The following is a 26,423-nucleotide window of genomic DNA, read 5'->3' as shown; positions in this document are numbered from 1 at the left end:
ATCAACATGAATACTCAAACCACCCAGTTACCAATTCCCTCTCACTTTGCACCAGAGAAAGTTGGCGAAGTCTGGCGCGTCCCTTACCAACAACGGGCAGCAGCGGCGCGAGAGTGGGCAAAAAAATATCAAATTACACCAGCATCAGCAGATAAAACTCAAGTTTGTTTGCTACTAATTGACGTACAAAATACTTTTTGTATTCCCAGTTTTGAATTATTTGTGGGTGGGCAATCCGGTACTGGGGCAGTCGAAGATAATCGGAGACTTTGTGAATTTATTTATCGTAATTTAGGGGTAATTAGCGCGATCGCACCGACTCTAGATACTCACACAGCAATGCAGATTTTTCATCCAATCTTTTGGATTAGCCAAGATGGAGAACATCCAACGCCATCTGCAACAAATATTACGCCTACAGATATCGAACAAGGGATTTGGCAAGTCAATCCTGCTGTAGCTCATAGTTTGAAATTAGACTATAGTACGCTACAGAAACATGCTCTGCATTACGTCACCCAACTCAGTCAACATGGCAAATATCCCCTCACTGTTTGGTCTTATCATTCCATGTTAGGTGGCATCGGTCATGCTTTAGTTTCTGCGGTAGAAGAAGCGGTATTTTTCCATTGTATTGCCCGCGATAGTCAAACTCAATTTGAAATTAAAGGGAATAATCCATTAACAGAAAACTATTCCGTCTTGCGTCCCGAAGTGCTTGACGGTGCAGACGGCAAACCAATTGCTCAAAAGAATTCTCGGTTAATTCAACAACTATTAGAATTTAATGCTGTTATTATTGCAGGGCAAGCTAAAAGCCATTGTGTTGCTTGGACTGTAGATGATTTATTAACTGAAATTCAGCAAGTCGATCCGAGTCTGGCTAAGAAAGTTTATTTATTAGAAGATTGTACTTCTGCTGTTGTCGTGCCTGGTGTAGTTGACTACACCGAACAAGCAAACGCGGCTTTTCAAAGGTTTACCGATGCTGGAATGCAGATCGTGAAATCAACTCAACCTTTGGCGATTGCTAGTTAACCTAACTGAAGTATCGATCGAGGAGAAGCCTATTGTGCTTATTGGTTATAAATTCGATGCATATCCAGAGAAAAGAAATATTATTGACATAGTTCCCGATACTAAATACAAAAAAGTCCGCGATTTTTTTCTGTTGAAACAAAGGATTGCGAGCGAATTAAATCAGCTTGCTAACCGAGAGATATTTTCTCTGATTGACTCTTACAATCAATTTTACGATTTCGATCTGAATCGAGTTAGCCTTTTACATTTTTTCAATACAATCAGTTATGGTTCTACTCCTTGGATTACGACATTTGAGACATTTCTACCGAGATTGACTTGCTTGCTTTCGTGTCCGAGCGATCGCAACTTAGAACTCGATTTTTCTGCTCTGAAAACTGAAGCTAAAATGCATAAAGCTTTTCAAGCAATTTCTCGCGATGCTTGTCGGCGAATTATCGCTCTGTCTGATTGTAATGCTAATATGCAAAAAAGGCTGCTAAAAGAATTTCCTGAATATCAAGAAAGCATAGAAAGCAAACTGATAGTTATGTATCCGCCGCAAAGGGAATTTGTTTCTAAATATGCAGATAAAAATTTGAGCCTGGATGACAAGATAAACTTTATATTTGTTGGTTCGTCTTTTTTTCGCAAAGGAGGGCAAGAAATTATTGAAACCTTGAAATATTTGAGAGATAAATATAACTACAATCTTGAGTTAACAGTTGTTAGCTCTCTGAATATTGACAATTATGCTACTAGAGAAACAACTACTGATGTTGAAAAAGCAAAATATTTAATTCAACAATCTGGCTGGATTAACTATTTTCCCCAATTACCCAATCACGAAGTTATTAAATTGATGAAAAAGTCGCATATTGGTTTACTGCCAACCTATGCTGATACATATGGCTACTCTGTTTTGGAATTTCAAGCAGCAGGGTGTCCTGTTATTACAACTAACGTCAGAGCTTTAACCGAAATCAATAATAATAGCGTGGGATGGACGATTGAAGTTCCTAAAAATAGTTTGGGAGAAGCAATTTATACGACAAAAGAAGATAGACACACCATTAGTAAATTAATCCGTGAGGGCATCGAACAAGCAGTACATGAAATATTTGCTAATTGCGCGATCGTCCTAGAAAAATCTCAGAAATCGATATCTAGAATTATCGAGCATCATTCCCTCGATCGCTACGCAGTAAAGCTGAGAAATATTTACCTTGAAGCGATCGGCGCGGACAAAACTTGATTGAGCTTTCCACTTCGATAACCTTCTAGATCGAGCGTGACGTAGACAAAACCATAACTTTGAAATGCCGTAGTTAGCGCCACTAAATCTGTCTGAGCGACAAAATCTTTAATCAGATCTGGCATTAACTCAATTCTTGCCGTATCTCCCTCCGATCGCACCCTTAAATTTTGCCATCCCAACTTGCGCAAATAAATTTCTGCCCTTCCTACCCGCTGTAGCTTAGATACAGTAATTTCTTCGCCATAGGGAAAGCGGGAACTGAGACAGGGTTGGGCTGGTTTATCCCACCAAGACAAGCCCAATTGTTGCGATAATTGCCGTACTTCGGCTTTTGTCACTCCTATTTCTGCCAGAGGCGATCGCACGCCGCGTTCTTTCGCCGCCTGAATACCTGGGCGATAATCGCGTAAATCGTCAGCATTCACCCCATCGACGATATAAGGATATCCCCATTCCTTTGCCAAGGGTTTGAGCGTATCGTGTAACTCGCTTTTACAGAAATAGCAGCGATTTACGGGATTAGAAGTGTAATTTGGATTGTCCATTTCATGCGTTTGAATAATTTTATGGACAATTCCGATTTGTGCTGCTTGAACTTGGGCATCTTCCAATTCTTCTGGCAACAAAGAAGGAGAAACAGCCGTAACTGCGATCGCGCGATCGCCTAAAACATCAGTAGCAATCTTAGCGACTAAAGTGCTATCCACACCCCCAGAATAGGCAATCAACGCCCGTTCCATCTGAGCAAACAAAGCCTTTAACTGCTCTAGTTTTTGTAACATCACTCTTAATCTGCGATCGTTCTGTTTCTATTGTAAGAAGTCTGGTTGCTGGTTGTTTGTCATTGGTCATTTGTCATTGGTTGACGGTTGACAGTAGACGCGCTCCGCTACACTGCCTGAAGACAGTTTTTGCTCCCCCAGCTTCCTCAGCTCCCGAGCGCCTCCTCAGCTCTCTTTCTCTGCTCCCTGCTCCCTGCTCCCTGGTAAGCACAAAGTAAAACAGCTACCATGCCCCAATTCTGAGCGAACGGTAATATCGCCCCCGTGTAGTTGAGCGAGGCGACGCGACAAGGCTAAACCCAGTCCCGTACCTTCATACTTCCGGTTCAAACCACTATCAACTTGGTGAAACGGTTGAAAAATTTCTTCACAATCTTCTATAGCAATACCAATTCCAGTATCTATGACTGAGAATAAAATTTGTTGAGACGTTTGTTCGATGCGCAGCGTAATCGAACCTGTATCTGTAAATTTGAGTGCGTTAGATAATAGATTGACTAGAATTTGGTTCAAACGCCGTCGATCGGCAGTACAGGTGATTGCCTCAGGAGCGATCGCCAAATGAAATTCTAATCCCCGCTGCCGACAACGTTCTTGAAAAAGAGATAGACAAGCTTGTGCTATATCTTCAATGGATAAGGTTTCTGGGGTTAATTCTTCTTTTCCTGCTTCAATTTTAGTGAGGTCGAGTAAGTCATTGATCAGGTCTAATAAATGCTTGCCAGAGGTATGAATGCATTCAATATACTGCTTTTGTTTGGCATTTAACGAACCAAAAATTTGTTCCATTAATACGCCAGAAAAGCCTAAAATTCCCGTTAGAGGTGTCCGCAGTTCGTGACTGATATTACTTAAAAATTCGCTCTTAGCTCGATTGGCTGTTTCTGAAACCAATTTTTCTGCTTCTAATTCTTGGGTACGTTGTTGGACTAATTCTTCTAAACGCTCGTAACTTTGTGCGTTATAGAGGGCGATCGCAGCTTGATCGGCAATTTGTTGCAATAAATAAATTTCTTCGTGAGTAAAAGTGCGATAAGTGTTAGTAGTCTGCAAAGATAGACCACCGAAAAGGCGATCGCGAATAAAAATTGGGACGCTCAAAACAGAACGAGTACTTGCTTGTTCTACTTGCATCTGTCTAATTCTCGTAAGAGGCAATTGAGAGTAGTCAGGAGCGTGAAAATAGCGCCGACAGTAAAAATCAGAGTCAGGATCTATCAGATCGACCCATTCTGATTTGGGAAATTGGAGGTTGAGCATTGAGTAAATCCGCTCGTTCGCTCGCCACTCTTTCAAAATTTGCACTAAGTCTGTATCGACAGAAAAGATTAACAATCGATCGACATCAAAACATTCGCCAGTCAGTCTGACAATTTCTTGTAAAATAAAATCTGGATCGAGGATAGAATTGAGTGCCTGACTGATCTGATTGAGAGTTTGCTGGCGGTGTAATTGCTGCTGTACTTGAGAAAATAATTGGACTTGATGAATCGCGATCGCGCACTGGTCGCTAATTGCTCTGACTAGAGAAATCTCTTGCTCCGTCCAATCTCGTTCTCGATCGCATTGGTGCAGGATAATTCCACCCAGAAACGACTGACGATACAACAAAGGGGCGATAATCAAAGCGCGAATGTTACATTCTCCGGCAGCGTCTCTAACTGCCATAGGGACGTTCTCATCCATATCGCGAACGATAACCATCTCTCCTTGCAGCAGTTTATCTTTATAAAAGGGGTAAAGAGAGCATTCATGTCCTAGCAAACGTTCCCGTTCTCTGGTCGCAGCGCTGATGTGATAAACTCCCATTTGGGCTTGAGAATTGGGCTGAGAAATTAGGCAACGACTCAAACCCAAAGCTTGGTGTAGCATATCTGCTGTAATTTGCAGCACCTCATCCAGTACCAAAGTTTCGCGCATGGCGTGGACGATGTGATTGATAATTGCCTGTTGCTGCGCTTGGAGTTGAGTGTGGGCTGCGGCTTGCTGCTGTTGGCGACGAAGTTCAAATTCTTGCAGCGATCGCTTCAACACTACGGGTAGGCGAAACAACCGCTCTTTCATGACATAATCTGTCATGCCTGCTTTGATGCAATCAACTGCTGCCTCTTCTCCCAGACTGCCAGTCACCAGAATCAGTGGAATCTCATGCCCAGATGCCTGCAAAATTTGCAACACCTGATATGCCGTAAACTGAGGTAACCGATAATCTGCCAAGATTGCATTGTAAGTTTGAGTTTGCAGCAGGTGCTGGCACTCACTCTGACTTTTGGCGATATCGTAGGTAAATGCGATCTGGGCGGATTCAAGGGCAAGTATCATCAAATCGACATCTGCCTTTACGTCTTCTACGATTAACAGGTGAAGTTGCGCGGCAATTGACAATTCTTGCCGCTGCATAACCTGAGAATGCTCTAGAGTCTGCATAATTGGCTGAGCAGAGGGCGAGGACAGGGGTTTATATGGCAATAGCATCCAGTACGAACCAATACGGCGAATGACACCGATTCAGGTTTCAAAATCTAGTGATTTCACTACGTGGCTGCTGATTTCCAGAGCGTAACATGCATTTCAGTTATTGTCTGCTGCTGGGTAGTCAAGATTACCTAAGATCCGATTTTGAGCGACTCTGCTTGGACGAATGACATCCTAGCTGGCGAAACTTCTACTCCGCTCTCCTATCTTCAACTCAGGAAAGTCTAAATTTCATCAAAAAAGTAGCACCTTGCTGGGGTATGCTCTCAGCCCAAATTTTGCCACCATGACGGTGAACGATGCGTTGAACGATCGCTAATCCAATACCCGTACCTTTAAATTCTTTTTGGGAGTGCAGCCGCTGGAAGGCTCCAAACATTTGCTCGGCATATTCCATCTGGAAGCCTACCCCATTGTCTTTAACAAAAATTGTGGTGTTATCTCCTGGCAACGTGCCAATTTCTATTCTGGCTGGTTGGCGATCGCTACTAAATTTCACCGCATTGTCAATTAAGTTGGCAAAAACTTGTCGTAATAAGATTGGATCGCCGTCGATTGTAGGCAAATCCCCAACGATAAATTCGATCTGACGGTTTGCTGAAGTTTGACTTTTAATTAAGCCGATCGCCGCCTCAACCAATTCTCGCACGCTTACAGAAATCTGCGCCAAAGGTTGCCGTCCGGCTCTAGACAAAGCCAATAAACCATCAATCAACTGTGTCATCCTGATGCTGCTATCTTGAATAGTTTGGATGTAACTAGCAATTTTGGGATCGGCGATCGCTTCAGTAGACTCCAAGCGCTGCGCCAAGGCATCGGCAAATCCGTGAATGTGGCGGAGTGGTGCGCGTAAGTCATGAGACACGGAATATGCAAAAGCATCTAATTCCGCGTTCGCGCACTCCAATTGAGCCGTGCGTTCGCGCACTCGTTGTTCTAGAGTTTCATTCCACTGCTTGATTTTGACTTCGGTTTGCTTGCGCTGAGTAATATCTTCTACCAGTCCCACAATTCGATAAACTTCTCCGGCGCGATCGTGAATTGGAAAGGCGCGAGAGAGTACCCAACGCACCGAACCATCGGGGCGGACGATCCGAAATTCATGATTAAACTCCTCTAACAGCTTCGTCCCCAGGGGCTTTTGCTCTAAAACGGCAATTAACGCGGCACTATCTTCAGGATGGATTCCCGCCAGGAAAGACGATGGCTGAGCGTACAAACTTTCACAAGTCCGCCCCCACATTTGTTCGTAAGCTGGATTGACATAGAGAATCTGCGTGAGTCCAGGGGTAGACATCCACAAGACTTCGCGTAAATTTTCCGCAATTTGACGAAACTGTGCTTCGCTCTGCCGCAGTTGTTCTTCTACCCGTTGGCGTTCGGTCAGATCCAAACTGCCACCAAAAATTCGCAACGGATGCCCTCGCTCGTCCCTGACGATCAGCCCGCGTTCCCAAACATGAATATACTGACCGTAGCGATCGCGCAGGCGATATTCTGCCTCAAAATCATCACTATTACCAGCCAACGCCGAGGACAAAACAGCATAGGCTGGCGGAAAATCATCGGGATGAATGCGCTCGTGCCACCATGCAGCATCATTTGGAGCTTCCTCTGGTTCGTAACCTAAGACCTTGAGCAATCCTGGAGTTCTTTCGACTGCTTGAGTTTGCAAATCCCACTCATAAATCGTGGCATTAATCGCTGCCGCTCCCATTTGGAAGCGATCGTTTGCTCGGCGCAACTCTGCTTCTACATGGCGCAATTGGTTAAATTGTCGTTCTCGAGAGTCTGCTAGTTCGTTAAAAGATTGTGCTAATTGTCTAATTTCTAATGGAGCAAAACGTAATTTTGAAATGCAAACTCGAAAATTACCTTGCTCAGCCAATTGACGGCTTGCTTGATTCAGAAGGCGCAACCAACGCCCCAGCACAACTTCAATTCCCACCCAGACGATCGCCATTGCAACCGTTGCGGCTAGTGTCAGTACCGTACACTCAAACTGAGGAACGCGATCGACATTGTGAATGAAAAAGAACAGATATAGCGGTAAAACAGCCAGGATAACCAGAAATACTAGGTGTATATGGAGAGTGTTAAAAGATTTAGACCCGAGCATTAACAAAAGTTGAATTTAAAAACATGAAATGAATGCACTTTACAAGAGGCAAGTTGCAAGTCGCAAGTCGTGGGGGCGGGTTTAGCAAAAGAATCGACAGTTGAAGCAATAATTTTTGACTCAAACCCCGCCGGTACAGCAGTTGCAATTCACAATTAATTAATCTCTCGCCACCAGCCACTGGTTCCACTAGCCACTTCGTTGCTTTTGTACAGATTTTACCCATAACATCTCTACACTGATAACTGATAACTGATAACCGATCCCTGTATGGACGCACAACTGGCTCAATTATTTGTTAATGGGGTAGCTGTAGGTAGCATTATTGCTTTAGCTGCGGTAGGACTGACGCTGACTTATGGCATTTTACGGCTGGCTAACTTTGCCCACGGCGATTTTATGACTTTGGGCGCTTATTTAACTCTGCTAGCCAATACGAGCGGCATTAATATTTGGCTCTCCATGTTACTCGGAGCAATTGGCACTGTAGCAGCAATGCTGATATCCGAAAAGCTGATCTGGTCAAATATGCGATCGCGGCGTGCCACTTCCACTACGCTCATTATTATTTCGATTGGACTCGCTTTGTTTCTCCGTAATGGAATTATTTTAATCTGGGGTGGTAGTAACAAAAGTTACGATATTCCTACCAGTCCAGCTAGAGAAATTTTAGGAATCAGAATTCCCCAGAATCAACTTATAGTAATGCTTTTAGCAGTCATCGTTATTTTGGCGCTGCACTACTTGTTACAAAATACGAAGATTGGCAAGGCGATGCGTGCTGTTGCCGACAACCTCGACTTAGCTCGCGTATCTGGCATTGATGTCGATCGCGTCGTACTTTGGACGTGGGCGATCGCTGGGAGCCTCACGGCTTTAGGTGGTAGCATGTATGGCTTGATTACAGCCGTCAGACCGAATATGGGCTGGTTTCTAATTTTGCCGATGTTTGCTGCCACAATTTTAGGTGGAATCGGCAACCCATACGGCGCGATCGCTGCTGCTTTGGTCATTGGCGTTACCCAAGAACTCAGCACCCCTTTCCTCGGTTCTCAATACAAACAAGGTGTAGGTCTGTTCATTATGATTCTGGTGCTGTTAGTACGCCCTAAAGGATTATTCAAAGGTACGATTTGATTCGGCTAGGAAGTCAGTGACCGGCGACCGGCGATCGCTAGTCACTAGCCACCAACTGACTAGCCGCCAGACAACTATGGATTGATAACGTGGAAGTAAATAGCAGCTACCAGAATGTTACCTGCTAGCAGGATCAAGCTAACTATCGTCCGAAAAGGAAACGGAGCGTTAGCATTAGTTTTAGCAACATCTTGACCGACAGTTGGTTTAGTTGCTTGAGCAGCCATAAGCTTTTCTCCTCAAAATAAGGGCATCTACAGAAATACCAAACAGCGGTACCCCTTGCCTACTTCCGTTAAAAATATTTTTGTGGAAAGAGGGAGCGCACGAGCGCACGAGCAGGGAGTAGGGGAGGAGAGCAGAGGCGCAACTATCAACTACCAATTACCCATTACCACTCTTGACTGATAACTGATAACTGACAACTGTTCACTGTTCTCCGGCATGGTAAGAGCTACGCACTAGAGGCGCGGAACGGACATGGCTAAACCCTAGATCGCGAGCGATTGCCCCTAATTGCTCGAATTCTTCGGGAGTCCAGTATTTTTGGACGGGTAGGTGTTCTAAGGAGGGGCGCATGTACTGCCCAATTGTCAAGCGATCGCAGCCTATTGCTCTAAGATCTGCCATCGTTTCGATTGCTTCTTCTACTGTCTCTCCATGCCCCAACATTAACCCAGATTTTGTCGGAATACTCGGATCGATTTCTTTGACTGCTTGCAAGACTTGCAACGAGCGATCGTATTTAGCTCCTCTTCTGACTCGTCCTTGTAGCCTTTTGACAGTCTCAATGTTGTGGTTGTAGCAAGCGGGTTTTGCCTCTACTACCGTAGCAATTCTTTCCCTTTGTCCTATGTCTCCCGCGCCCGTACCACCCCAAAAATCGGCGGTCAATACTTCAATTTGCGTTTGAGGACTGAGAGCGCGAATTGCGGTCATGGTAGCAACAAACCAACTCGCTCCTTGGTCTGCCAAATCGTCCCGCGCTACAGAAGTCAAGACGACATAGTGCAATCCTAGTGCCTGCACAGCCTCTGCGACCTTCTGCGGTTCTTCTGGGTCGAGTGGCATGGGTGCATGACCTTTATCCACTTGACAAAAAGCACAAGACCTAGTGCAAGTTGGACCCATCAGTAAAAAAGTGGCTGTCTTCTGAGCGTAACATTCGCCTCGGTTCGGGCAGCGTCCCTCCTCGCAAATCGTGTGAATCTGTCGCTGCTTAATAATTCTTTGAACTGTAGATAATTCGCTTGCCTTACCAATCGGTCGGCGCAGCCATGACGGTAAAGCCTCAATTTCCGACTTGAACTCAGAACGAGAAGATAGAGTCATATATTCATTGACTAGTGACCAGTGACCAGTGACCAACTTCCATTATTCACCACCAACCATTAATTACCCATTATCTATTACCCCTATAGTTACTAACTCGTCCACTGAGAAATTACCGAACTATATCTATTTAAGGAAATTTTCGCGATCGCGCAATCAGTAAAAATTCCCTTGGAGACAAAACGCGAACAGCGTTAGGTTTAGTTCGTAGTTTTGTTGTGCAAAATTAGCTAGAAAAGTAAGTTACTGGTGTATCCCAGATGGCTGTTACTCTCACTTACGTGTGTCAACTGAGCGAGTTCGAGATGTTGGCGATCGAGAATTTAAATTTACAGTTAACTGATATCTGTCGCACTCACTTTCTAGACTGCATAACCAGATATTCTCGCCTTTAAATCGTATTTTTCCATCTTATTCCCCTTAAAATTCATTGCCGAGGAGTCAGTTGTGGCAAGTAACAAAATCGTAGTTATCGATGACAGTCGCGTAATTCGGATGCGCGTCAAGGAAATGTTGCCACCTGGCAACTTTGATGTTTTAGAAGCAAAAGATGGTTTGGAAGGACTCAACTTAATTCGTCAAGAACGACCGAACCTAATTATGCTTGATTTTTTGTTACCTAAGCTCAGTGGCTGGGAGGTATATCAGCAAATCCAACAAAATGCCGAACTGCAAAAAATTCCTTTAGTCGTAATGTCGGGACGCAAAGAAGAAGTTGTCGAGAAAATTCCAGAGCCATTCGAGTATTTTGAATTTATTCCTAAACCGTTCGAGCAAAAAGATTTAATTGGTGCAATTAAAGCGGCAATGGTAAAGTCAAAATTGCCGCGCCAAGGAGGAGCAACAGCACCAGTAGCGCCACAGGTGGCTGCAATGGCAACTGGGGTTGGCACAACATCATCCGAACTGCAAGCTTTGAATGGAAAAATTGCTGCTATGCAGGCAGATATAGAACGGTTAAAACAGCAAATGGCGCAAGTGATGGCTGTGCTGGCTAGAAAATAACCTATAAGTTAGCTTTGAGGAGTTAGCTTTGACGACTGCTGAAGAAAACATACCTGGTAGCGATCGCTGCCAGGTATGTTTTTTGGTCATTAGCCATTGGTCATTGGTTGTTATTCTTTCCTCTGCTCGTGCGCTCGTGCGCTCGTGCGCTCCCTGTTAACTGTTAACTGACAACTGATAACTGACTCCCCAAAACTAGTAAATTGAAAAGGATGATTTTTGGACAGCTAATGGAGTTAGATGGTTTTAGCTGGGTAAGTAATTTTACCCTGTGGGGATCTACGCCTTTACTGCTAACTGCGCCAGAAGCAGAGGCAAATAGTGCTTTGGTGCTAGCAGGAGTGCTGCTGAGTTTGGTCGTCATTTACTTTGCTAGCAAAGTGGGTGGAGAAATCTCTAACCGCTTTGGCTTACCTCCAGTTTTAGGCGAACTGGTGGGTGGTGTCATTGTCGGAGTTTCTGCCTTACATCTATTGGTATTTCCAGAAGGTGGGGCTGATGCCACGAGTTCTCTGATTATGAATTTCCTTCAAACCACCGCAGGACTAGCACCGGAGGAAGTCGCTCCCACTTATGCCGCTCAAAGCGAAGTTGTTTCAGTTTTAGCTGAGCTAGGTGTGGTGATCCTGCTATTTGAAATTGGGCTGGAATCAAATTTAAGGGAATTAATGGCAGTCGGTATCCAAGCGGCTGTGGTGGCTTGTGTAGGGGTAGCCGTGCCGTTTGGTGCAGGCACGGCAGGGTTGATGATTTGGTTTGGTGTACCTGCCGTGCCTGCAATTTTTGCTGGTGCTGCCTTGACTGCAACGAGTATTGGTATTACTTCCAAAGTCTTGTCGGAACTGGGAACTCTCAACTCAAGAGAAGGTCAAATTATCTTAGGAGCCGCCGTAATTGATGATGTACTAGGTATCATCGTGCTGGCAGTGGTGGCAAGCTTGGCGAAAACTGGCGAAGTGGACGTGGGTAATGTCGTTTATCTGATTATTAGTGCCAGTGGTTTTTTGTTGGGGGCAATTCTACTTGGCAATGTTTTCAACAAAACTTTCGTTACAGTTGTCGATCGCCTCAAGACGCGCGGTGAATTAGTCATCCCAGCTTTTATCTTTGCTTTTGTCATGTCATACTTAGCTGCGGCAATCCATCTAGAGGCGATTTTAGGAGCATTTGCCGCTGGTTTAGTGCTAGACGAAACTGATAAGCGCAAAGAACTTCAGAAACAAGTCGTACCGATCGCGGATATGCTCGTTCCCATCTTTTTTGTCACTGTAGGGGCAAAAACCGACTTGGGAGTTCTCAATCCCGCCGTTCCCAGTAACCGCGAGGGGTTGATTATTGCTATCTTTCTGATTGCTGTGGCAATCGTCGGTAAAGTTGTCACGGGTGCTGCCGTCTTCGGACAACCTGGCATCAATCGTTTAGCGATCGGGGTAGGCATGATTCCTAGAGGCGAGGTAGGACTAGTATTTGCTGGCGTTGGTTCTGCAAGCGGCGTTCTTTCTAAACCATTAGAAGCTGCCATTATCATGATGGTGATTCTTACCACATTTTTAGCACCCCCCCTCTTGCGTTTCGTCTTTCCCCCCACCACTGCTGTAGGAGGTGAACCAGAAACTCCCGTGTAGTAAGACAAGGAGGACAGGAGGACAAGGAAGAAATTCAATTCCACAAGCCAAAATCCTAAATTTCCCTCACTCCTCACTCCTCGCTCCTCACTCCTGAAATTTGTAAATTTTGATGTACTTTTATCGTTCTGTTACGGGCAAACTGCGATCGCTGCCGCAAGATGCGGTACTAAATTAAAAAACGCGATCGGATAAGGAGGCTCAAAAAACTATTAGCATTTGAAAAATTATGCATTACACTACTGAAATCTTCTGCTACTCAGTTAAATTTTTCCGAAAATCAATGGCTCAATTGAAATAAATTAATCGATCGCTTGTTGGTGTGAGCGGACTGCAATGGGAATACTTATATGAAGCGCGAATCGTCAAATTTGATGAGAAGCATTTCACATTATGTTTAAATCTAGTTTCAACCATTATTGGAGGACTCAGGTATACTCATGGTCGGCATTGGCTCGACACTGCGGGATCGGATGGAGTGAAACAGCGCCAACAGAGGAGACGTTGACAGCTGGGATGCATGCGCATAAGGAGAAAGCACCGTGAAATTATACTGGCTTTTACCCAGTACTTTAGGCATTTTTCTAATCTCGTCTCCTACTGAGGCGGCGAGTCTGAAATCGTGGCATTTTAATGCCAAACAAAATCGACTGGAAATCAAAACAGAAGGCAAAGTTCAACCCAGAGCAAAGCTGGTATTTAACCCCACGCGCCTAGTGATTGACTTGCCGGGGACAGCTCTGAAGCGAACGACAGTCAAACAGAAAGCGGGTGGAGCGTTTCGCGCTCTCCGAATTGGACAGGTTGACAAGAAAACGACGCGGATTGCCCTCGAACTCAGTCCAGAGTATAGTCTCGACCCTAACCAGGTAAAGGTTCGCGGTGCTTCTCCCAGTCATTGGTTGGTGCAATTGCCGCAGCCAGAAAAGATTGCTAGCTCGTCTCCCGCTCCTGCACCGCAGTCGTCAGACGAGCCTGCGTCCTCAGAATCTCCGCAGCCACCTGTAGAGCCACCAGCTGCGACTACGCCTCCAGAATCTCCGCAGCCACCTGTGGAGCAGCCATCTGCGACTACTGCACCTTTGACGATCGCAGCGCCAAGACAATTAGAAGCAGCACCTTTATCCAATCCTAGTCCTGCTGTCTCTCCACCCAGGCAGTATTTACGGCGCACCAACCGCACTACTACACCAGTCACGCCTATCCCAGCTGCCAATAGCCTGCAAGTGCAAGGCGTTCGTGCTACGGGTGATGGCTTTTTTATCCGTACTGTTGGCACTGGCAAGCTCGATGTTAATGTCGATCGCAACTCCGATGGAGACGAAGACAAAATTATTGTCGATCTCAAAGGTGCAAGTTTAGCACCTAATTTCTCGCCACCAAGAGCATTTAGCCGTTTTGGGGTGAAAAAGATTGTCCTCAGTCAAGCTCAGTCTGAGCAGCCTATAGTCCGCCTTACGATGGAAGTCGATCGCGATAGCCCTAACTGGCGGGCGATGGTGAGTCGATTTGGCGGTCAGTTGGGCAATCAATTCGGTGGAGTCGTTTTACTTCCGAGTCGAAATCGGTATACGGATCGCGCTGATACAGAGCGGCGCAACAGAACGACAGAATTAGCCACAATTGAATCGGTGGACTTGCGAGGCGATCGCCTCTACGTCAAAGGCGATCGAACTTTAGTCTATGCCAGTGGTTGGGATCGCTCGTCTGCTGCCTACAGCATTACTATTACCAATGCCCAATTAGCTAGAACGGTACAGGGACCAACTTTAGATACCAATAGCCCAGTTTTAAGGGTGCGCTTGCGGCAGACCGATCCGCGCACGGTAACGATCCTAGTCCAACCAGCAGCAGGAATACGGGTGGGAGAGGTCGAGCAACCTAGCCCAGAGTTCCTCTCTTTAGATTTGAAGCGTTCCTCGGTGGTAGTAGCACCGCCGTCGGCTCCATCCTCTAGCCCATCAATTACCATTCCCCCACCAGCACCCGCAGCACCACCGCGCATCCGCGATCGCAATGGGAAAACAATTGTGGTCATCGACCCAGGACACGGCGGTAAAGACCCAGGAGCTGTTGCAGGAGGAGTGCATGAAAAAGATATTATTCTGCCAATTAGCAATCGAGTTGCTCAGATATTGGAACAAAACGGCGTTCATGTCCTGCTGACGCGGGATAGCGACTATTTTGTCGGGCTACAAGGACGGGTAGATATCGCTGAGCGAGTGAATGCTGACTTGTTCGTCAGTATCCACGCTAATTCCCTGCCCACGCGCCCAGATATCAGCGGTTTGGAGACTTATTATTTTGATAGCGGCTACAATCTAGCCGTGACAGTTCACAATGCTATGTTGCGAAATGTTCCAAATCTACGCGATCGCCGCGTGAGAAAGGCTAGATTTTACGTCCTACGCAAGAGTTCTATGCCAGCTGTTTTAGTAGAGACTGGGTTCATGACAGGGAAACACGATGCACCGCGTTTGAAAACGGCTGCTTATCAAAATCAACTGGCAGAAGCGATCGCTCAGGGTGTTCTTCAGTACATTAAACAACAACGTTGACACTACGGTAATGTCAGTGTTAATTATCAACTTGACGGATGGGTTTACGTTGCTGGTTGCCGCTTTTGCTAATACCAGTTAACAAACTTGCCCATAGGTTCTGTGCTAAGCATAATTAACGGGTTAAGCTCGAACTGTGTTTTATTCCTATCTTTCTATCAATAATCCTTCCGATTTTCCCAGTCGAGAACCCCAACAATCGCCAATTGGCGTATTTGATAGTGGTGTGGGTGGTCTGACTGTTTTAACTCAGCTGTATCGGCAGCTACCAAACGAATCTATTTTATATTTTGGCGATACGGCTCGCCTACCCTACGGTACGCGATCGCCAGCCGAGATCGTACAATTTACTCGCGAAATCCTCTGCTGGATGCAACAGCAGCAGGTAAAAATGGTCGTGATGGCTTGTCACACGGGTTCCGCTCTAGCTTTAGAGACGGTGCGGTGGGAATTTCCGTTTCCCATTTTGGGTGTGATTTTACCTGGAGCAAAGGCGGCGGTAAAACAAGGTAAACGCATCGGTGTAATTGCAACCCCAGCAACTGCTGCCAGCAACGCTTTTCCACAGGCAATTCAAGAGATTGATAGTACTGCTAAAGTCTGGCAAGTCGGTTGTCCCGAATTCGTGCCTCTGATCGAAGATAATCGGATCAACGAGCCATACACTAAAGAGGTAGCACGGCGCTATCTGGCTCCCTTAATTCAGCAGCAAATCGATACTCTGATCTACGGCTGTACCCACTATCCTCATTTATCACCCGTGCTGCGATCGCTTTTACCTACTAGCATCAAGCTGGTCGATCCGGCAATTCACGTTGTCAAAGCCGTAGCTTGCGAACTCGATTTACTAGGACTGCGAAATAATTTACCACCGATGCCAACTCGCTTTTGTGTCAGCGGTTGCCCCCACCAGTTTATCCAGTCCTCCGTCCGATGGCTGGGTTATGCTCCTGTGGCGGAAAAAGTCAATTTAGAAACAGTCCTTACTCCCAGTTATCCCCTAGAACTTTTGGACTAGAGACGTTTGTAGAGACGTTATATAGTAACGTCTCTACACCGGTCATCGGTCGCTGGTCGCTGATAGTTGACCCAACCCTTCCTCTTTAGGAGTAGAGATGTCCCGAGTCTCGGGATTTTTTACGTGCCTTTGCGCTAACAGTAGTAAAAGGTAAACAGTCAATAAATAACCAGTTGCCAAGCAAGGAATAATCATGGGTACGTTGCCGTAAGTCATTGTGCCGCCAGCGAGTCAAGAAAGAGAAATAATGTTTAGAAAATAAGACAGCGCAAAGCATCGACCAAAAGCAGCTTTTGGCAGTTTCCACGTCGCAATAAGTTCCTACCAGTCAGTCAAACGAATGCCTCGCCAGCTGCTGGTTCCCTCACTGTTTTCCGCACACCACTAACTTAATTTCCGAGACGATCTCTCTATTCAAAACCTTTAAGCGCTAGCAGATCTACCAAACAAAATTAACTGACTGGCACTTAAAAGTTTCGGAACGATGCCGAGGTTCTGGATTGCGTTTGGGTATGCTCACCTAATCGACTCAGCCGATCTCGTTACCTCTTGGCAATTTGCTCGACTGTGTTGAATTTGTGAATTGGTTTAAATGCTTCAGTATCTAGGCTAACACATGAATCTAGACTTTTAGTCACTAATATTGCCTCTAAATTTAAAATCAACGATCGGATAGATAAATCTTGAGTAAATTTACTGAACTCGGGAAGGATGACTTTGACAAAGCGAAGTTTATCTAAGTGTTTTTGCTTAATTGTAGCTAAGGCTACGACAATTTTTCTCAGGAAATGCATTAGGGCGATCGCGACGATTGCGAAAAATTACATTTACCAAAACTTCCCCCTTGCCGAGGCTTAGCTTAAAATGAGTACAGAATATGTAAAATTTCGTAAAAAACTATTAGAGTCAGCTCCTTCATGACATCAGCGACTTCCCTATTTTCTCCAGTTGAAGCAGACCTGCGTATACTGTCAGAGAACCTAATAGAACTAGTAGGAACTCGTCATCCCATCCTCTCCGCCGCAGCAGAGTACTTGTTTGGAGCTGGAGGAAAACGGGTGCGACCAGCAATTGTTTTGCTGATGTCGCGGGCGACGATGCTAGATGAGGAGATTACTCTCCGTCACCGCCGACTAGCGGAAATTACGGAGATGATCCATACAGCAAGTTTGGTACACGACGATGTAGTGGATGAAGCTCCGATGCGGCGCGGCGTTCCTACCGTCCATAGCTTGTTTGACAACCGAATTGCTATCTTAGCAGGTGACTTTTTATTCGCTCAGGCTTCGTGGCATTTAGCCAATTTAGACAATCTGGAAGTGGTCAAACTCCTTTCAGAAGTGATTATGAACTTCGCCACAGGCGAGATTCAGCAGGGGATGACTCGGTTCGATACCGCAATGACGATTGAGGCTTACTTAGATAAAAGCTATTACAAAACAGCTTCTTTGATTGCCAATAGCTCTAAGGCTGCGGGTTTACTCAGTGGCGGCTCAAAAGAAATTGTCGATCGCATGTATGGCTACGGTCGTCACTTAGGTTTAGCATTCCAAGTCGTGGACGATATTTTGGATTTTACAGGCTCGACAGAGGTTTTGGGCAAACCAGCCGGATCGGATCTCAAAAGCGGTAATTTAACCGCACCTGCCTTGTATGCTTTGGCAGAAAAGCCCTATCTTGAAGTCTTAGTCGAACGACGCTTCGAGCAGGAAGGGGATCTGGAAGAAGCGCTGGCGTTGATTAAAGATAGTCAAGGCATTCAAAAAGCCAGAGAATTAGCTTCTTACCACGCCAATCAAGCAGTAGAGTGCATCGGTTATCTTCCAGCTTCAGAATCTCGACAAGCCTTGATTGATATGAGCGATTATGTGTTGAATCGGCTGTATTAAATGGGGAGTAGAGAGTTGTAGAGACGCTACATGTAACATCTATACAACTCTTCTTTAGCCCCTCTGCTAACGGCTACGACTGAAGAAAATAGCAGCCATGACAATAAAAAGTAAAAGCGTGAAAGGAACCCAAAGATTGGGAATATCTGAGCTACTCATAAGCAAGTCAAAAGTCAAAAGTTAAAAGTCAAAAATCAATCAGATAAATAGACTTTTTAGAAAAAAACTTGATTATTGGCGTTCTTCTTAGCGTCTTAGCGTCTTTGCGCGAAACAAAATCTTCTCCTTTGAATATAACTTGGGATTGAGAACACCCCACAATGTAATAGTTTTTGTCGAAACGCGCTACATGCGCCTCGAATTCATAATTGAGAGTCACAATAAATAGAAGTATTGGCAAGAGGGATACGATGTCTCCAGATTTACTCATTTGGCTGCAAGAGCGAACGGCGCTATCGGTGCTATCGTCAGAGGTATTGAATGCGATCGCCCAAGTTGCTGTAGAACAAATCCTCCCCGCTAACGAGCGTCTAGTCGTAGAAGAGACTGACCCAGAAGCGCTTTATATTCTGCAACAAGGTCGCTTGGAGAGTAAACACACTAATTCGACTAGTTCCGTATGGGCGACTAGTTTGCTTCCTGGGTCAGTCATTAATCTCCAAGAGTTAATCTTAGAACAGCCAGTGCAAAGAACGGTGACTGCCTTGACAGAATGTCACTTATGGGCAGTGCCAAGGGCAGAATTTCAGCAGATTGTCGGACAATACCCCGAAATCTTTCAAACGATTTCGCGCCAGCTAGCGCAAGAATTAAGCCAATTAACATCAGCACTATCATACGAACAAGAACGAGCGATCGCCCTGCGTCCATACTTGGTTACTAAAGTCAAGCGCGGTATTATCGGTACGAGTCGTTATGCGGTGCGGCTACGTCAAGAAATTAGAGAAGCGGCTAGCAATCGAAAATCGGTTCTCATTTTTGGCGAACCAGGACTGGAAAAAGACAACATCGCCACTTTGATCCATTTCGGTTCTTCTCAACGTCGCCAGCCGATTATTAAAGTTAACTGCAATTTACTGCAAACTAGCGGTGCAGATCTTTTTGGTCGTGTCGGCGGGAAGCCAGGGTTGTTGGAATGGCTGGGTGAAGGAACGCTGGTTTTGAATAATACCCAAGAACTACCTGTGGAACTAGTGCCGAAAATCGCGCAATTGCTCCAAAATGGCACTTATCAACCTGTCAGCCGTTCTGAAGATACACCAGATGTTACCCGCACGAGTCAAGCACGGATTTTAGCGATCGCCGAACGAACTCAACCCGCGATCGCGCGTTGTATCGGACAGACCATTAAAGTCCCACCATTACGGGTACGAAAAGCCGATCTTAAAGCTCTAGTAGAATATTACATCAGTCTCTACACCCGCAGCGAGGGATTAATCAAATCGCAAGTTGCACCTGAAGCCTTGCGTCGCCTGCAATCTTATGATTTTCCTGGTAACTTGAAAGAGTTACAAAGTTTAGTCGAACGGGCGCTCGTGCAGTCGGGAGAAGCGACAGAGCTAACGGAAGAAATTTTTTGGTCGGCACAAACTAAGAAAAAACAATTTCGCGTCAATTTACTAAATATTTACCCTAGTTTACGGCGATTTCTGCGCAGTTCTTGGTATCCAGACCGAATTAACTATGGCTTTACCTTGTGGTTTTTTGCCTTCATTGTCATTGTTTTATTTGTTGGTCCTCAACAGCGAGATAAAAATTTCGCCTTAAATATGTTTTGGGCTTGGTGGTGGCCCCTCGTATTGTTGGGTTTTCCGTTTGTGGGTAGGTTATGGTGTGCGGTGTGTCCGTTTATGATTTACGGCGAAGTCACGCAAAAACTATCGCAATGGTTGTTTCCCCATCGAAAATTAAAACAGTGGCATCGAGAACCAGCAGAAAAGTGGGGTGGATGGTTTTTATTCGGTTTATTTACCTTAATTTTTCTGTGGGAAGAACTGTGGAATTTAGAAAATACAGCATATCTTTCTAGCTATTTATTATTGTTAATTACTGCTGGAGCTATAATTTTTTCGGCAATTTTTGAACGACGGTTTTGGTGTCGCTATTTGTGTCCGATTGGAGGAATGAACGGGTTATTTGCTAAGTTGTCGATGACAGAATTGCGAGCGCAACAAGGAACTTGTTCGGCAGAATGTACGACGTATCAATGTTACAAGGGTGGTCCTCAAAAGGGTGAGGGCATGGAAACCAATGGTTGTCCGTTGTATTCCCATCCGGCGCAGTTGGAAGATAATCGAGATTGCGTGTTGTGCATGACTTGTTTAAAAGCTTGTCCGCATCGTTCGGTTGAGTTTAATTTACGTCCGCCAGGGATTGAGTTGTGGACAACCCACGTCCCTCATAGTTATGAAGTGGCGCTGTTATTGTTGTTGTTAGGCGGAATTTTTCTACACCGTTTACCGGAAATTCAAGCTAGTTTGGGTTTGGAGATCGATCTGACGCAGTTTTTTCCTCATTTGGGTTTGTCTTTGTTGGTTTTGTTGGTTCCGGCTGGGTTTGTATTTTTAGTTTACGGGTTGATGCGATTGCTTTTTTGGGTGAAGAATTATGTCACGCAAAGGCGCAGAGGCGCAAAGGATACAAAGGAGATTTCGCGTTTTAAGGTGAAGCCTTTTGGGGAGTTGGTTTATGGGTATTTACCGTTGGTTTTGGGGGGAAGTTTGGCGCATTATTTACGTTTGGGTTTGGGGGAAGCGGGGCGAATTTTACCAGTGACTTTTGCAACTTTTGGTTTGAGTGGGGCGGGTTTACCCGTAGTGGTGGCTCATCCGGCGGTGATAGCATTTTTACAGGGAACGACGTTGGTTTTTTCTGTGTTGTTAACAGTGGTATTGACGCAGAAGATTGCGCGTCAACCGTTTCGGCTGTTGCTACCGCAGCATCTAGGGGCTGTAATTATTGCTACTAGTATTTGGGCGATTGTTGTGGGGAGATAGCGCCGAAACATGGATACTCAAACGAACTCATCTTGTGAATTTTTACAACTCCAAGCAGCTTCTTTACTAATATATCAATCTGTTTTAACAGATGAGGTAGGACAGGCTTTTCTTAATTTATTGCGTTCTTTACGCCAAATCGATTTGTTACAGTCGTTGCGACACAGCGAGGTAGATGAATTAGGATGCGTTCGCGCTTATGGAAATTATTTTAAGGCGATCGCATCTTGTAACCAATCCTGGCAAGATTATTTAATTAGCCAAATTCTTTTAGATGATAATCCGTTTTCACGGCAAGTTCAAAATACCGATTTAGTAGATTTACCACCATCTCTAATCGCTGCCGTGCAGCAAGATTTACAAGCTTTACAAAGCCTCTATCAGTGTAGTAGCACTCAGTTAAGTCAGTGGGTACAAGCGGCAGCTAAACTAAATGTATCTCCGGTAGCTTGGACTGGAATACCTACAGAAAAAGCTAGCGATCGCACTATCTACTACAAATTATCACAACTCGAAAACTGGGTGGATATCCTATCAGATTTAGCCGCATACTATCGCCAACATGGTACGAGTATCTTTGCTAAATATCGGGCGTTACGCTGGCAGTCAGGACAACTTATCGGTATTCCCTATGCCGATCCAGTGCAGTTACACCAGTTGGTAGGATACGAGTATCAACGAGATACATTGAAAAAAAATACTGAATTCTTACTTGCAGGTTATCCCGCTCTCCACGTTTTACTATATGGTAGTCGGGGTTCTGGAAAATCTTCTCTGGTAAAGGGATTATTACATGAGTATGGCGATCGCAACTTACGTTTAATTGAAGTTGCCAAATCAGATTTAGCAGCTTTACCTGCAATTGTCGAACAACTGCGGGGCGTACCGCAAAAGTTTATTATATTCGTTGATGACCTTTCATTTGAAGAAGATGACGATGCTTTTAAAGCCTTGAAAGTTGTTTTAGAAGGCAATTTAACCGCCCGTCCTCAGAATGTGGTTGTTTATGCGACTTCTAACCGCCGTCATTTGGTCAGAGAAATGTTTGGCGATCGCCCCCGTCCGAGTCAGAATGAAGAGGTAGGCGTGTGGGATACGGTACAAGAGAAGCTTTCATTTAGCGATCGCTTTGGGTTAACTTTAACTTTTGAACCAGCAAATCAGGATACTTATTTACATATCGTTCGGCATTTAGCCACTCTAGCTAGTCTAAATATTTCCCAGGCAGATTTAGATTATCGCGCTTTACAATGGGCAACTCGTCATAACGGACGTTCTGGACGCACGGCGAGACAATTTATAGACTTTTTACAAGCTGATTTGAGTTTGGGCAGTCAGTCTCGGGAATAAATTTTTAATAAGTTTATTTTCGCTAAAATAGAAGAACTAAAGATGTTATCAGTTTGTATAGAAGGAATCAATGGGATTTTATTCACAAAGAATCCTACCTTACCTGCTTGACTGGTCGTTGTCCGATCCGACTATAGCCCAGTATCGGCAAGAAGTTTTAGCAAATGTGACGGGAGAAGTTTTAGAAATTGGTTTTGGTACGGGTTTAAATCTCTCTTACTATCCAGAAAACATTTATAAATTAGTAGCAATTGATGCCAATCCTGGCGTTCATAATCTTGCTCAAAAGCGCATCCAAAAATCTCATATTACCGTAGACAATCGCGTATTAAATGGTGAAAACTTGCCAATGGCAGATAATACGTTTGATAGCGTTGTCAGTACTTGGACGTTGTGTAGTATCGCCAAAGTCGAACAAGCACTGCAAGAAATCTATCGGGTATTAAAGCCTGGAGGCAAATTCTTTTTTGTAGAACACGGACTGAGTCATGAACCTCAAGTTCAAGTCTGGCAAAACCGCTTGACTCCAATCCAAAAAGTTATTGCCGATGGCTGTCACTTTAATCGTAATATTAGACAACTAGTAGAAAAACAATTCGATCTGGTAACTGTCAAAGAGTTTTACGCGGAAAAAACACCCAAGTTTGTTGGTTATTTATATCAAGGTGTTGCTACTAAAGCTATTTAAATAAGTACTGATAACTGACCGATATGCAAATTCCTCGCCTGCATCCCGATACAGTCGAACAAGTAAAACAAAGAGCTGATGTTGTTGATATTGTCTCGGAACACGTTGTTCTGCGCAAGCGGGGGAAAGATTTTGTCGGTTTATGCCCGTTTCATGATGAGAAAACCCCTAGTTTCAGTGTCAGCCCTGGTAAGCAAATGTATTATTGCTTCGGTTGTGGGGCTGGGGGAAATGCAATTACATTTTTGATGGAATTGGGTAAGACTTCTTTCAGCGAGGTAGTACTGGATTTAGCACGGCGCTATTCCGTACCCGTTCAAACTTTAGAACCAGAACAGAGACAAGAATTACAGCGTCAGATATCGCTGCGAGAGCAATTATATGAGGTGATGGCTGTTGCTACGCAATTTTATCATCATGCTTTGCAGCAACATCAAGGGCAGTTAGCTTTAGATTATTTGCAACAAAAACGACAGTTTAACTCAGAAACAATTCAGCAATTTAAGTTAGGATACGCGCCTGCGGGATGGGAAACTCTTTATCGTTATTTAGTGGAACAAAAACGATATCCCGTACAAATCGTAGAACAAGCAGGATTAATTCGACAGCGTCAGTCAAAAGATGGATATTACGATTATTTTCGCGATCGCATTATTATTCCAATTTGCGATCCACAAGGACGATTTATCGGATTTGGGGGTAGAAGTTTAGGTGACGAACAACCGAAATATCTTAATTCTCCTGAGACGGATATTTTTAATAAGGGTAGAACTTTATTTTGTTTAGACAAAGCCAAAAACGAGATTGCCAAACAAGATCGGGTGGTAGTAGTAGAAGGATATTTCGATGCGATCGCCCTTCACGCTGCCGGAATTACTCACTCTGTCGCCTCGTTGGGAACGGCTTTGAGTATCGAACAAGTCCGAGCTTGTTTGCGTTATAGCGAATCAAAACAACTTATTCTTAATTTTGATGCCGATGCGGCAGGAACGCAAGCCACAGAAAGAGCAATAGGAGCGATCGCCAATCTTGCCTATCAAGGCGAAGTCAATTTACGAATTCTCAACTTACCTGATGGCAAAGATGCAGATGAATATCTCCACACTCATAGCCCAGAACATTACCGCGAACTTTTACATAATGCCCCGTTATGGTTAGATTGGCAGATCCAACAGCTAGTCGCTAATCGAGATTTAAAGCAAGCACCAGAAGCGCAACAAGTTACGGTAAGTATGGTGAAGTTGTTACAACAAATTGGTGACAGCAACCAACGCCAGCACTATATCCATCGCTGTGCCGAAATTTTAAGTTTAGGTGATGCCAGACTCGTACCGTTGTGGATTGAAAATTTATTAGATCGAGTTGCGCCGAATAATTATCGCAAACCAGCACCACCGAGAAAACAGCAGCAAGCTAGTAATTCTAACTTACCTGTAGCAGGCGATCGCGCTTTACTGGAACAGGCAGAGGCAATTTTGTTGCGAATTTACCTACACCATCCAGAATACCGTCAGATCGTCACGGAAGCCCTACAAGAAAGAGATTTACAATTCGATCTACCCCACCACACTTTTCTCTGGCAGCAGATTTTGGCAAATGTAGAGACGTTACGTGTAACGTCTCCCCAATCATCAGATTTAATTTCGCGGCTCCAAGTGCAGTGTATGGAGTATGAAGGTGAGACAAAAGCGATCGCCCGTTTATTTCACCTAGACGAAAAGACGCAAATCGAACTATCGCGATTTGCCCAGGTGATTCAAGCCGCTACAGCTTGCATGGAACGGGTGCAGTGCGAAAAACGCTACCGTCAATTTCTCCAATTGTGGGAACAAACCGACGAAGCAACTGCACCAGAACAATCTCAGTCATATTTTGAGTCATTGCGGCAAGCCCAGCAACGGCTGTTGGAATTGGACAAACAGCGGCAGTTTACGCTGGCAGATTTGATCTAACCACTGCTGTCTAATATTGAATTGTTGGAATCATTGGAATACATTGTTGCAATAATTTGAATTCTCGCAAGGGCGGGTTTATCAGTATCTTCATTTAAAGTTAAAGATTGTTGGTGAAAATCCGCCCCTACAGTCAATTTTTGACTTTCGACTTTTGATTTTTGACTTTGCTTAATGCTTCAACACGATTCGATACCGTGCCTTGCCACTACGTAGGTGTTCCAACGCCTCATTGACTTGGTCAAAACTGAAGGTTTCAATTATGGGTTCGATCTGATGGCGGGTGGCAAAGTCGAGCATTTGGGTGACAGTAGCCGGACTACCCAAGGGACTGCCAGAGATCGATCGCTGAGCCATAATTAAGGGAAAAATTTCCGTAGAAATAGGGTTAGGAACCACACCCACAAAATGCAATCGTCCTTTAGGACGCAAACAAGCAATGTATGTACTCCAGTCTAGATCGACGTTCACAGTAGAAAGAATCAAGTCAAAAGAACCTTCCACCGATTTAAGTGCATTTGAATCGCGGGAGTTGATGAAGTGGTTAGCACCCATTTCCCTTGCTTCCGCTTCCTTATCGGCGCTGCTGGAAAAGGCGCTGACATCGCAGCCCCAAGCATGAAGAAATCTCAATGCCATATGTCCCAAGCCGCCAATACCAATGACTCCAACGCGATCAGTAGGCTTAACATCAAATTGGACGATCGGGTTAAAAACCGTAATTCCGCCACAAAATAAGGGTCCCGCTGATACTGGCTGCATGGCATCGGGTAAAGGAGCAACCCAAGCTTCATGGGCGCGTACCTTGTCAGCAAAGCCACCGTAGCGACCGACAATTGTACCTTCTGCGGTGGCACAAAGGTTGTGATTGCCAGACATACACCACTCGCAAGTCATGCACGATCGCGAATACCATCCCAAGCCGACACGCTGCCCGACTTGGAGTTTTTTGACGGCACTGCCAACATCTGCGATCTTACCTACAACTTCGTGTCCTGGGACAAAGGGGTATTGCGTTATGCCCCAGTCATTATGAAGCATACTCAAGTCGCTATGGCAAATCCCGCAGTATTCTACGTCGATCTCTACATCTTCACTACCGAGTGGTTTTGGATCGTACTCGAAAGGCTTGAGTTCTCCACCTTTTTCTAAAGCTGCGTAGGCACGAATCATCTATCAGTCCTCGTGAAATGACACGACAAGCTTCATCGTAAAAGAT

General features: G+C 44.8%; 19 protein-coding genes. 13 read left to right on the top strand and 6 right to left on the bottom strand.

Going from position 1 to position 26,423, the window contains the following annotated elements; all coding sequences use genetic code 11:
- The first annotated feature begins 6 nt into the window (after positions 1-6).
- Positions 7-1,038, top strand: a complete 1,032-nt coding sequence (locus N4J56_RS30655) for an isochorismatase (protein WP_317110047.1) — start codon at positions 7-9, stop codon at positions 1,036-1,038.
- A gap of 34 nt (positions 1,039-1,072) precedes the next feature.
- Entirely contained in the window at positions 1,073-2,275 is a 1,203-nt protein-coding gene (locus N4J56_RS30650; RefSeq protein WP_317110046.1) for a glycosyltransferase family 4 protein, read from the top strand.
- On the opposite strand, the gene larE is transcribed toward N4J56_RS30650, so the two are convergent.
- The 3 genes from larE to N4J56_RS30635 form a co-directional block, all read right to left on the bottom strand.
- Positions 2,242-3,060, bottom strand: a complete 819-nt coding sequence (gene larE / locus N4J56_RS30645; protein ID WP_317110044.1) for an ATP-dependent sacrificial sulfur transferase LarE — start codon at positions 3,058-3,060, stop codon at positions 2,242-2,244. The genes N4J56_RS30650 and larE overlap by 34 nt on opposite strands.
- Positions 3,061-3,225: 165 nt before the next feature.
- Positions 3,226-5,460, bottom strand: a complete 2,235-nt coding sequence (locus N4J56_RS30640) for a GAF domain-containing protein (protein WP_317110043.1) — start codon at positions 5,458-5,460, stop codon at positions 3,226-3,228.
- A 289-nt stretch (positions 5,461-5,749) separates the two neighbouring features.
- Positions 5,750-7,654, bottom strand: coding sequence for a PAS domain-containing protein (locus N4J56_RS30635; protein WP_317110042.1), 1,905 nt, complete (start codon positions 7,652-7,654; stop codon positions 5,750-5,752).
- Between the two features lie 270 nt (positions 7,655-7,924).
- On the opposite strand from N4J56_RS30635, the gene N4J56_RS30630 reads away from it, so the two are divergent.
- A complete protein-coding gene (locus N4J56_RS30630; RefSeq protein ID WP_317110041.1) occupies positions 7,925-8,791 on the top strand; it encodes a branched-chain amino acid ABC transporter permease in 867 nt (288 codons plus the stop codon).
- 74 nt (positions 8,792-8,865) lie between these two features.
- Here the strand turns inward: N4J56_RS30630 and N4J56_RS30625 are convergent, their stop codons facing one another.
- Both N4J56_RS30625 and lipA read right to left on the bottom strand, forming a co-directional pair.
- On the bottom strand, positions 8,866-9,018 hold the full coding sequence (locus N4J56_RS30625) for a photosystem I protein PsaX (RefSeq protein ID WP_317110039.1): 153 nt from the start codon (positions 9,016-9,018) through the stop codon (positions 8,866-8,868).
- A 202-nt stretch (positions 9,019-9,220) separates the two neighbouring features.
- Entirely contained in the window at positions 9,221-10,123 is a 903-nt protein-coding gene (gene lipA / locus N4J56_RS30620; protein ID WP_317110038.1) for a lipoyl synthase, read from the bottom strand.
- A 447-nt stretch (positions 10,124-10,570) separates the two neighbouring features.
- Between lipA and N4J56_RS30615 the strand changes: the two genes are divergently transcribed.
- The 10 genes from N4J56_RS30615 (at position 10,571) to dnaG (ending at position 25,204) form a co-directional block, all read left to right on the top strand.
- Positions 10,571-11,128 carry a PleD family two-component system response regulator gene (locus N4J56_RS30615; protein ID WP_317110037.1) on the top strand — a complete coding sequence of 186 codons (558 nt, stop codon included), beginning with the start codon at positions 10,571-10,573 and terminating at the stop codon, positions 11,126-11,128.
- Positions 11,129-11,156: 28 nt separating this feature from the next.
- Positions 11,157-11,288 (top strand): hypothetical protein, encoded by a 132-nt coding sequence (locus N4J56_RS30610; RefSeq protein WP_317110036.1) that lies wholly within the window; start codon positions 11,157-11,159, stop codon positions 11,286-11,288.
- A 70-nt stretch (positions 11,289-11,358) separates the two neighbouring features.
- Positions 11,359-12,753, top strand: coding sequence for a cation:proton antiporter (locus N4J56_RS30605; RefSeq protein WP_410500640.1), 1,395 nt, complete (start codon positions 11,359-11,361; stop codon positions 12,751-12,753).
- 542 nt (positions 12,754-13,295) lie between these two features.
- Positions 13,296-15,311, top strand: a complete 2,016-nt coding sequence (locus N4J56_RS30600) for an N-acetylmuramoyl-L-alanine amidase (RefSeq protein WP_317110035.1) — start codon at positions 13,296-13,298, stop codon at positions 15,309-15,311.
- A 136-nt stretch (positions 15,312-15,447) separates the two neighbouring features.
- Positions 15,448-16,329 (top strand): glutamate racemase, encoded by an 882-nt coding sequence (gene murI, locus N4J56_RS30595; protein ID WP_317110034.1) that lies wholly within the window; start codon positions 15,448-15,450, stop codon positions 16,327-16,329.
- A gap of 917 nt (positions 16,330-17,246) precedes the next feature.
- The gene (sds, locus tag N4J56_RS30590; protein ID WP_317110033.1) at positions 17,247-18,218 is read left to right on the top strand and encodes a solanesyl diphosphate synthase; all 972 of its coding nucleotides are present in this window, start codon (positions 17,247-17,249) and stop codon (positions 18,216-18,218) included.
- A gap of 410 nt (positions 18,219-18,628) precedes the next feature.
- Positions 18,629-21,214 carry a sigma 54-interacting transcriptional regulator gene (locus N4J56_RS30585; RefSeq protein WP_317110031.1) on the top strand — a complete coding sequence of 862 codons (2,586 nt, stop codon included), beginning with the start codon at positions 18,629-18,631 and terminating at the stop codon, positions 21,212-21,214.
- A gap of 9 nt (positions 21,215-21,223) precedes the next feature.
- A complete protein-coding gene (locus N4J56_RS30580) occupies positions 21,224-22,564 on the top strand; it encodes an ATP-binding protein (RefSeq protein ID WP_317110029.1) in 1,341 nt (446 codons plus the stop codon).
- 70 nt (positions 22,565-22,634) lie between these two features.
- Positions 22,635-23,252 carry a class I SAM-dependent methyltransferase gene (locus tag N4J56_RS30575; protein ID WP_317110028.1) on the top strand — a complete coding sequence of 206 codons (618 nt, stop codon included), beginning with the start codon at positions 22,635-22,637 and terminating at the stop codon, positions 23,250-23,252.
- Between the two features lie 23 nt (positions 23,253-23,275).
- Positions 23,276-25,204, top strand: coding sequence for a DNA primase (dnaG, locus tag N4J56_RS30570; RefSeq protein WP_317110027.1), 1,929 nt, complete (start codon positions 23,276-23,278; stop codon positions 25,202-25,204).
- Between the two features lie 171 nt (positions 25,205-25,375).
- On the opposite strand, the gene N4J56_RS30565 is transcribed toward dnaG, so the two are convergent.
- Positions 25,376-26,377, bottom strand: coding sequence for an NAD(P)-dependent alcohol dehydrogenase (locus N4J56_RS30565; RefSeq protein ID WP_317110025.1), 1,002 nt, complete (start codon positions 26,375-26,377; stop codon positions 25,376-25,378).
- Positions 26,378-26,423: the final 46 nt, after the last annotated feature.

This window comes from Chroococcidiopsis sp. SAG 2025 (assembly GCF_032860985.1).
In the GTDB taxonomy this organism is placed as follows: Bacteria; Cyanobacteriota; Cyanobacteriia; order Cyanobacteriales; family Chroococcidiopsidaceae; genus Chroococcidiopsis.
Note: the sequence above shows the minus strand (reverse complement) of the source record. Positions and strands in the feature narration are given on the sequence as shown.

What these genes read in the sequence shown, in the direction of transcription:
- N4J56_RS30635 (WP_317110042.1), bottom strand. Translation starts at nt 7,654, where the DNA reads ATGCTCGGGTCTAAATCTTTTAACACTCTCCATATACACCTAGTATTT.
- N4J56_RS30605 (WP_410500640.1), top strand. Translation starts at nt 11,359, where the DNA reads ATGGAGTTAGATGGTTTTAGCTGGGTAAGTAATTTTACCCTGTGGGGA.
- dnaG (WP_317110027.1), top strand. Translation starts at nt 23,276, where the DNA reads ATGCAAATTCCTCGCCTGCATCCCGATACAGTCGAACAAGTAAAACAA.
- N4J56_RS30630 (WP_317110041.1), top strand. Translation starts at nt 7,925, where the DNA reads ATGGACGCACAACTGGCTCAATTATTTGTTAATGGGGTAGCTGTAGGT.
- lipA (WP_317110038.1), bottom strand. Translation starts at nt 10,123, where the DNA reads ATGACTCTATCTTCTCGTTCTGAGTTCAAGTCGGAAATTGAGGCTTTA.
- N4J56_RS30575 (WP_317110028.1), top strand. Translation starts at nt 22,635, where the DNA reads ATGGGATTTTATTCACAAAGAATCCTACCTTACCTGCTTGACTGGTCG.
- N4J56_RS30655 (WP_317110047.1), top strand. Translation starts at nt 7, where the DNA reads ATGAATACTCAAACCACCCAGTTACCAATTCCCTCTCACTTTGCACCA.
- N4J56_RS30580 (WP_317110029.1), top strand. Translation starts at nt 21,224, where the DNA reads ATGGATACTCAAACGAACTCATCTTGTGAATTTTTACAACTCCAAGCA.
- larE (WP_317110044.1), bottom strand. Translation starts at nt 3,060, where the DNA reads ATGTTACAAAAACTAGAGCAGTTAAAGGCTTTGTTTGCTCAGATGGAA.
- N4J56_RS30565 (WP_317110025.1), bottom strand. Translation starts at nt 26,377, where the DNA reads ATGATTCGTGCCTACGCAGCTTTAGAAAAAGGTGGAGAACTCAAGCCT.
- N4J56_RS30625 (WP_317110039.1), bottom strand. Translation starts at nt 9,018, where the DNA reads ATGGCTGCTCAAGCAACTAAACCAACTGTCGGTCAAGATGTTGCTAAA.
- sds (WP_317110033.1), top strand. Translation starts at nt 17,247, where the DNA reads ATGACATCAGCGACTTCCCTATTTTCTCCAGTTGAAGCAGACCTGCGT.
- N4J56_RS30585 (WP_317110031.1), top strand. Translation starts at nt 18,629, where the DNA reads ATGTCTCCAGATTTACTCATTTGGCTGCAAGAGCGAACGGCGCTATCG.
- N4J56_RS30640 (WP_317110043.1), bottom strand. Translation starts at nt 5,460, where the DNA reads ATGCAGCGGCAAGAATTGTCAATTGCCGCGCAACTTCACCTGTTAATC.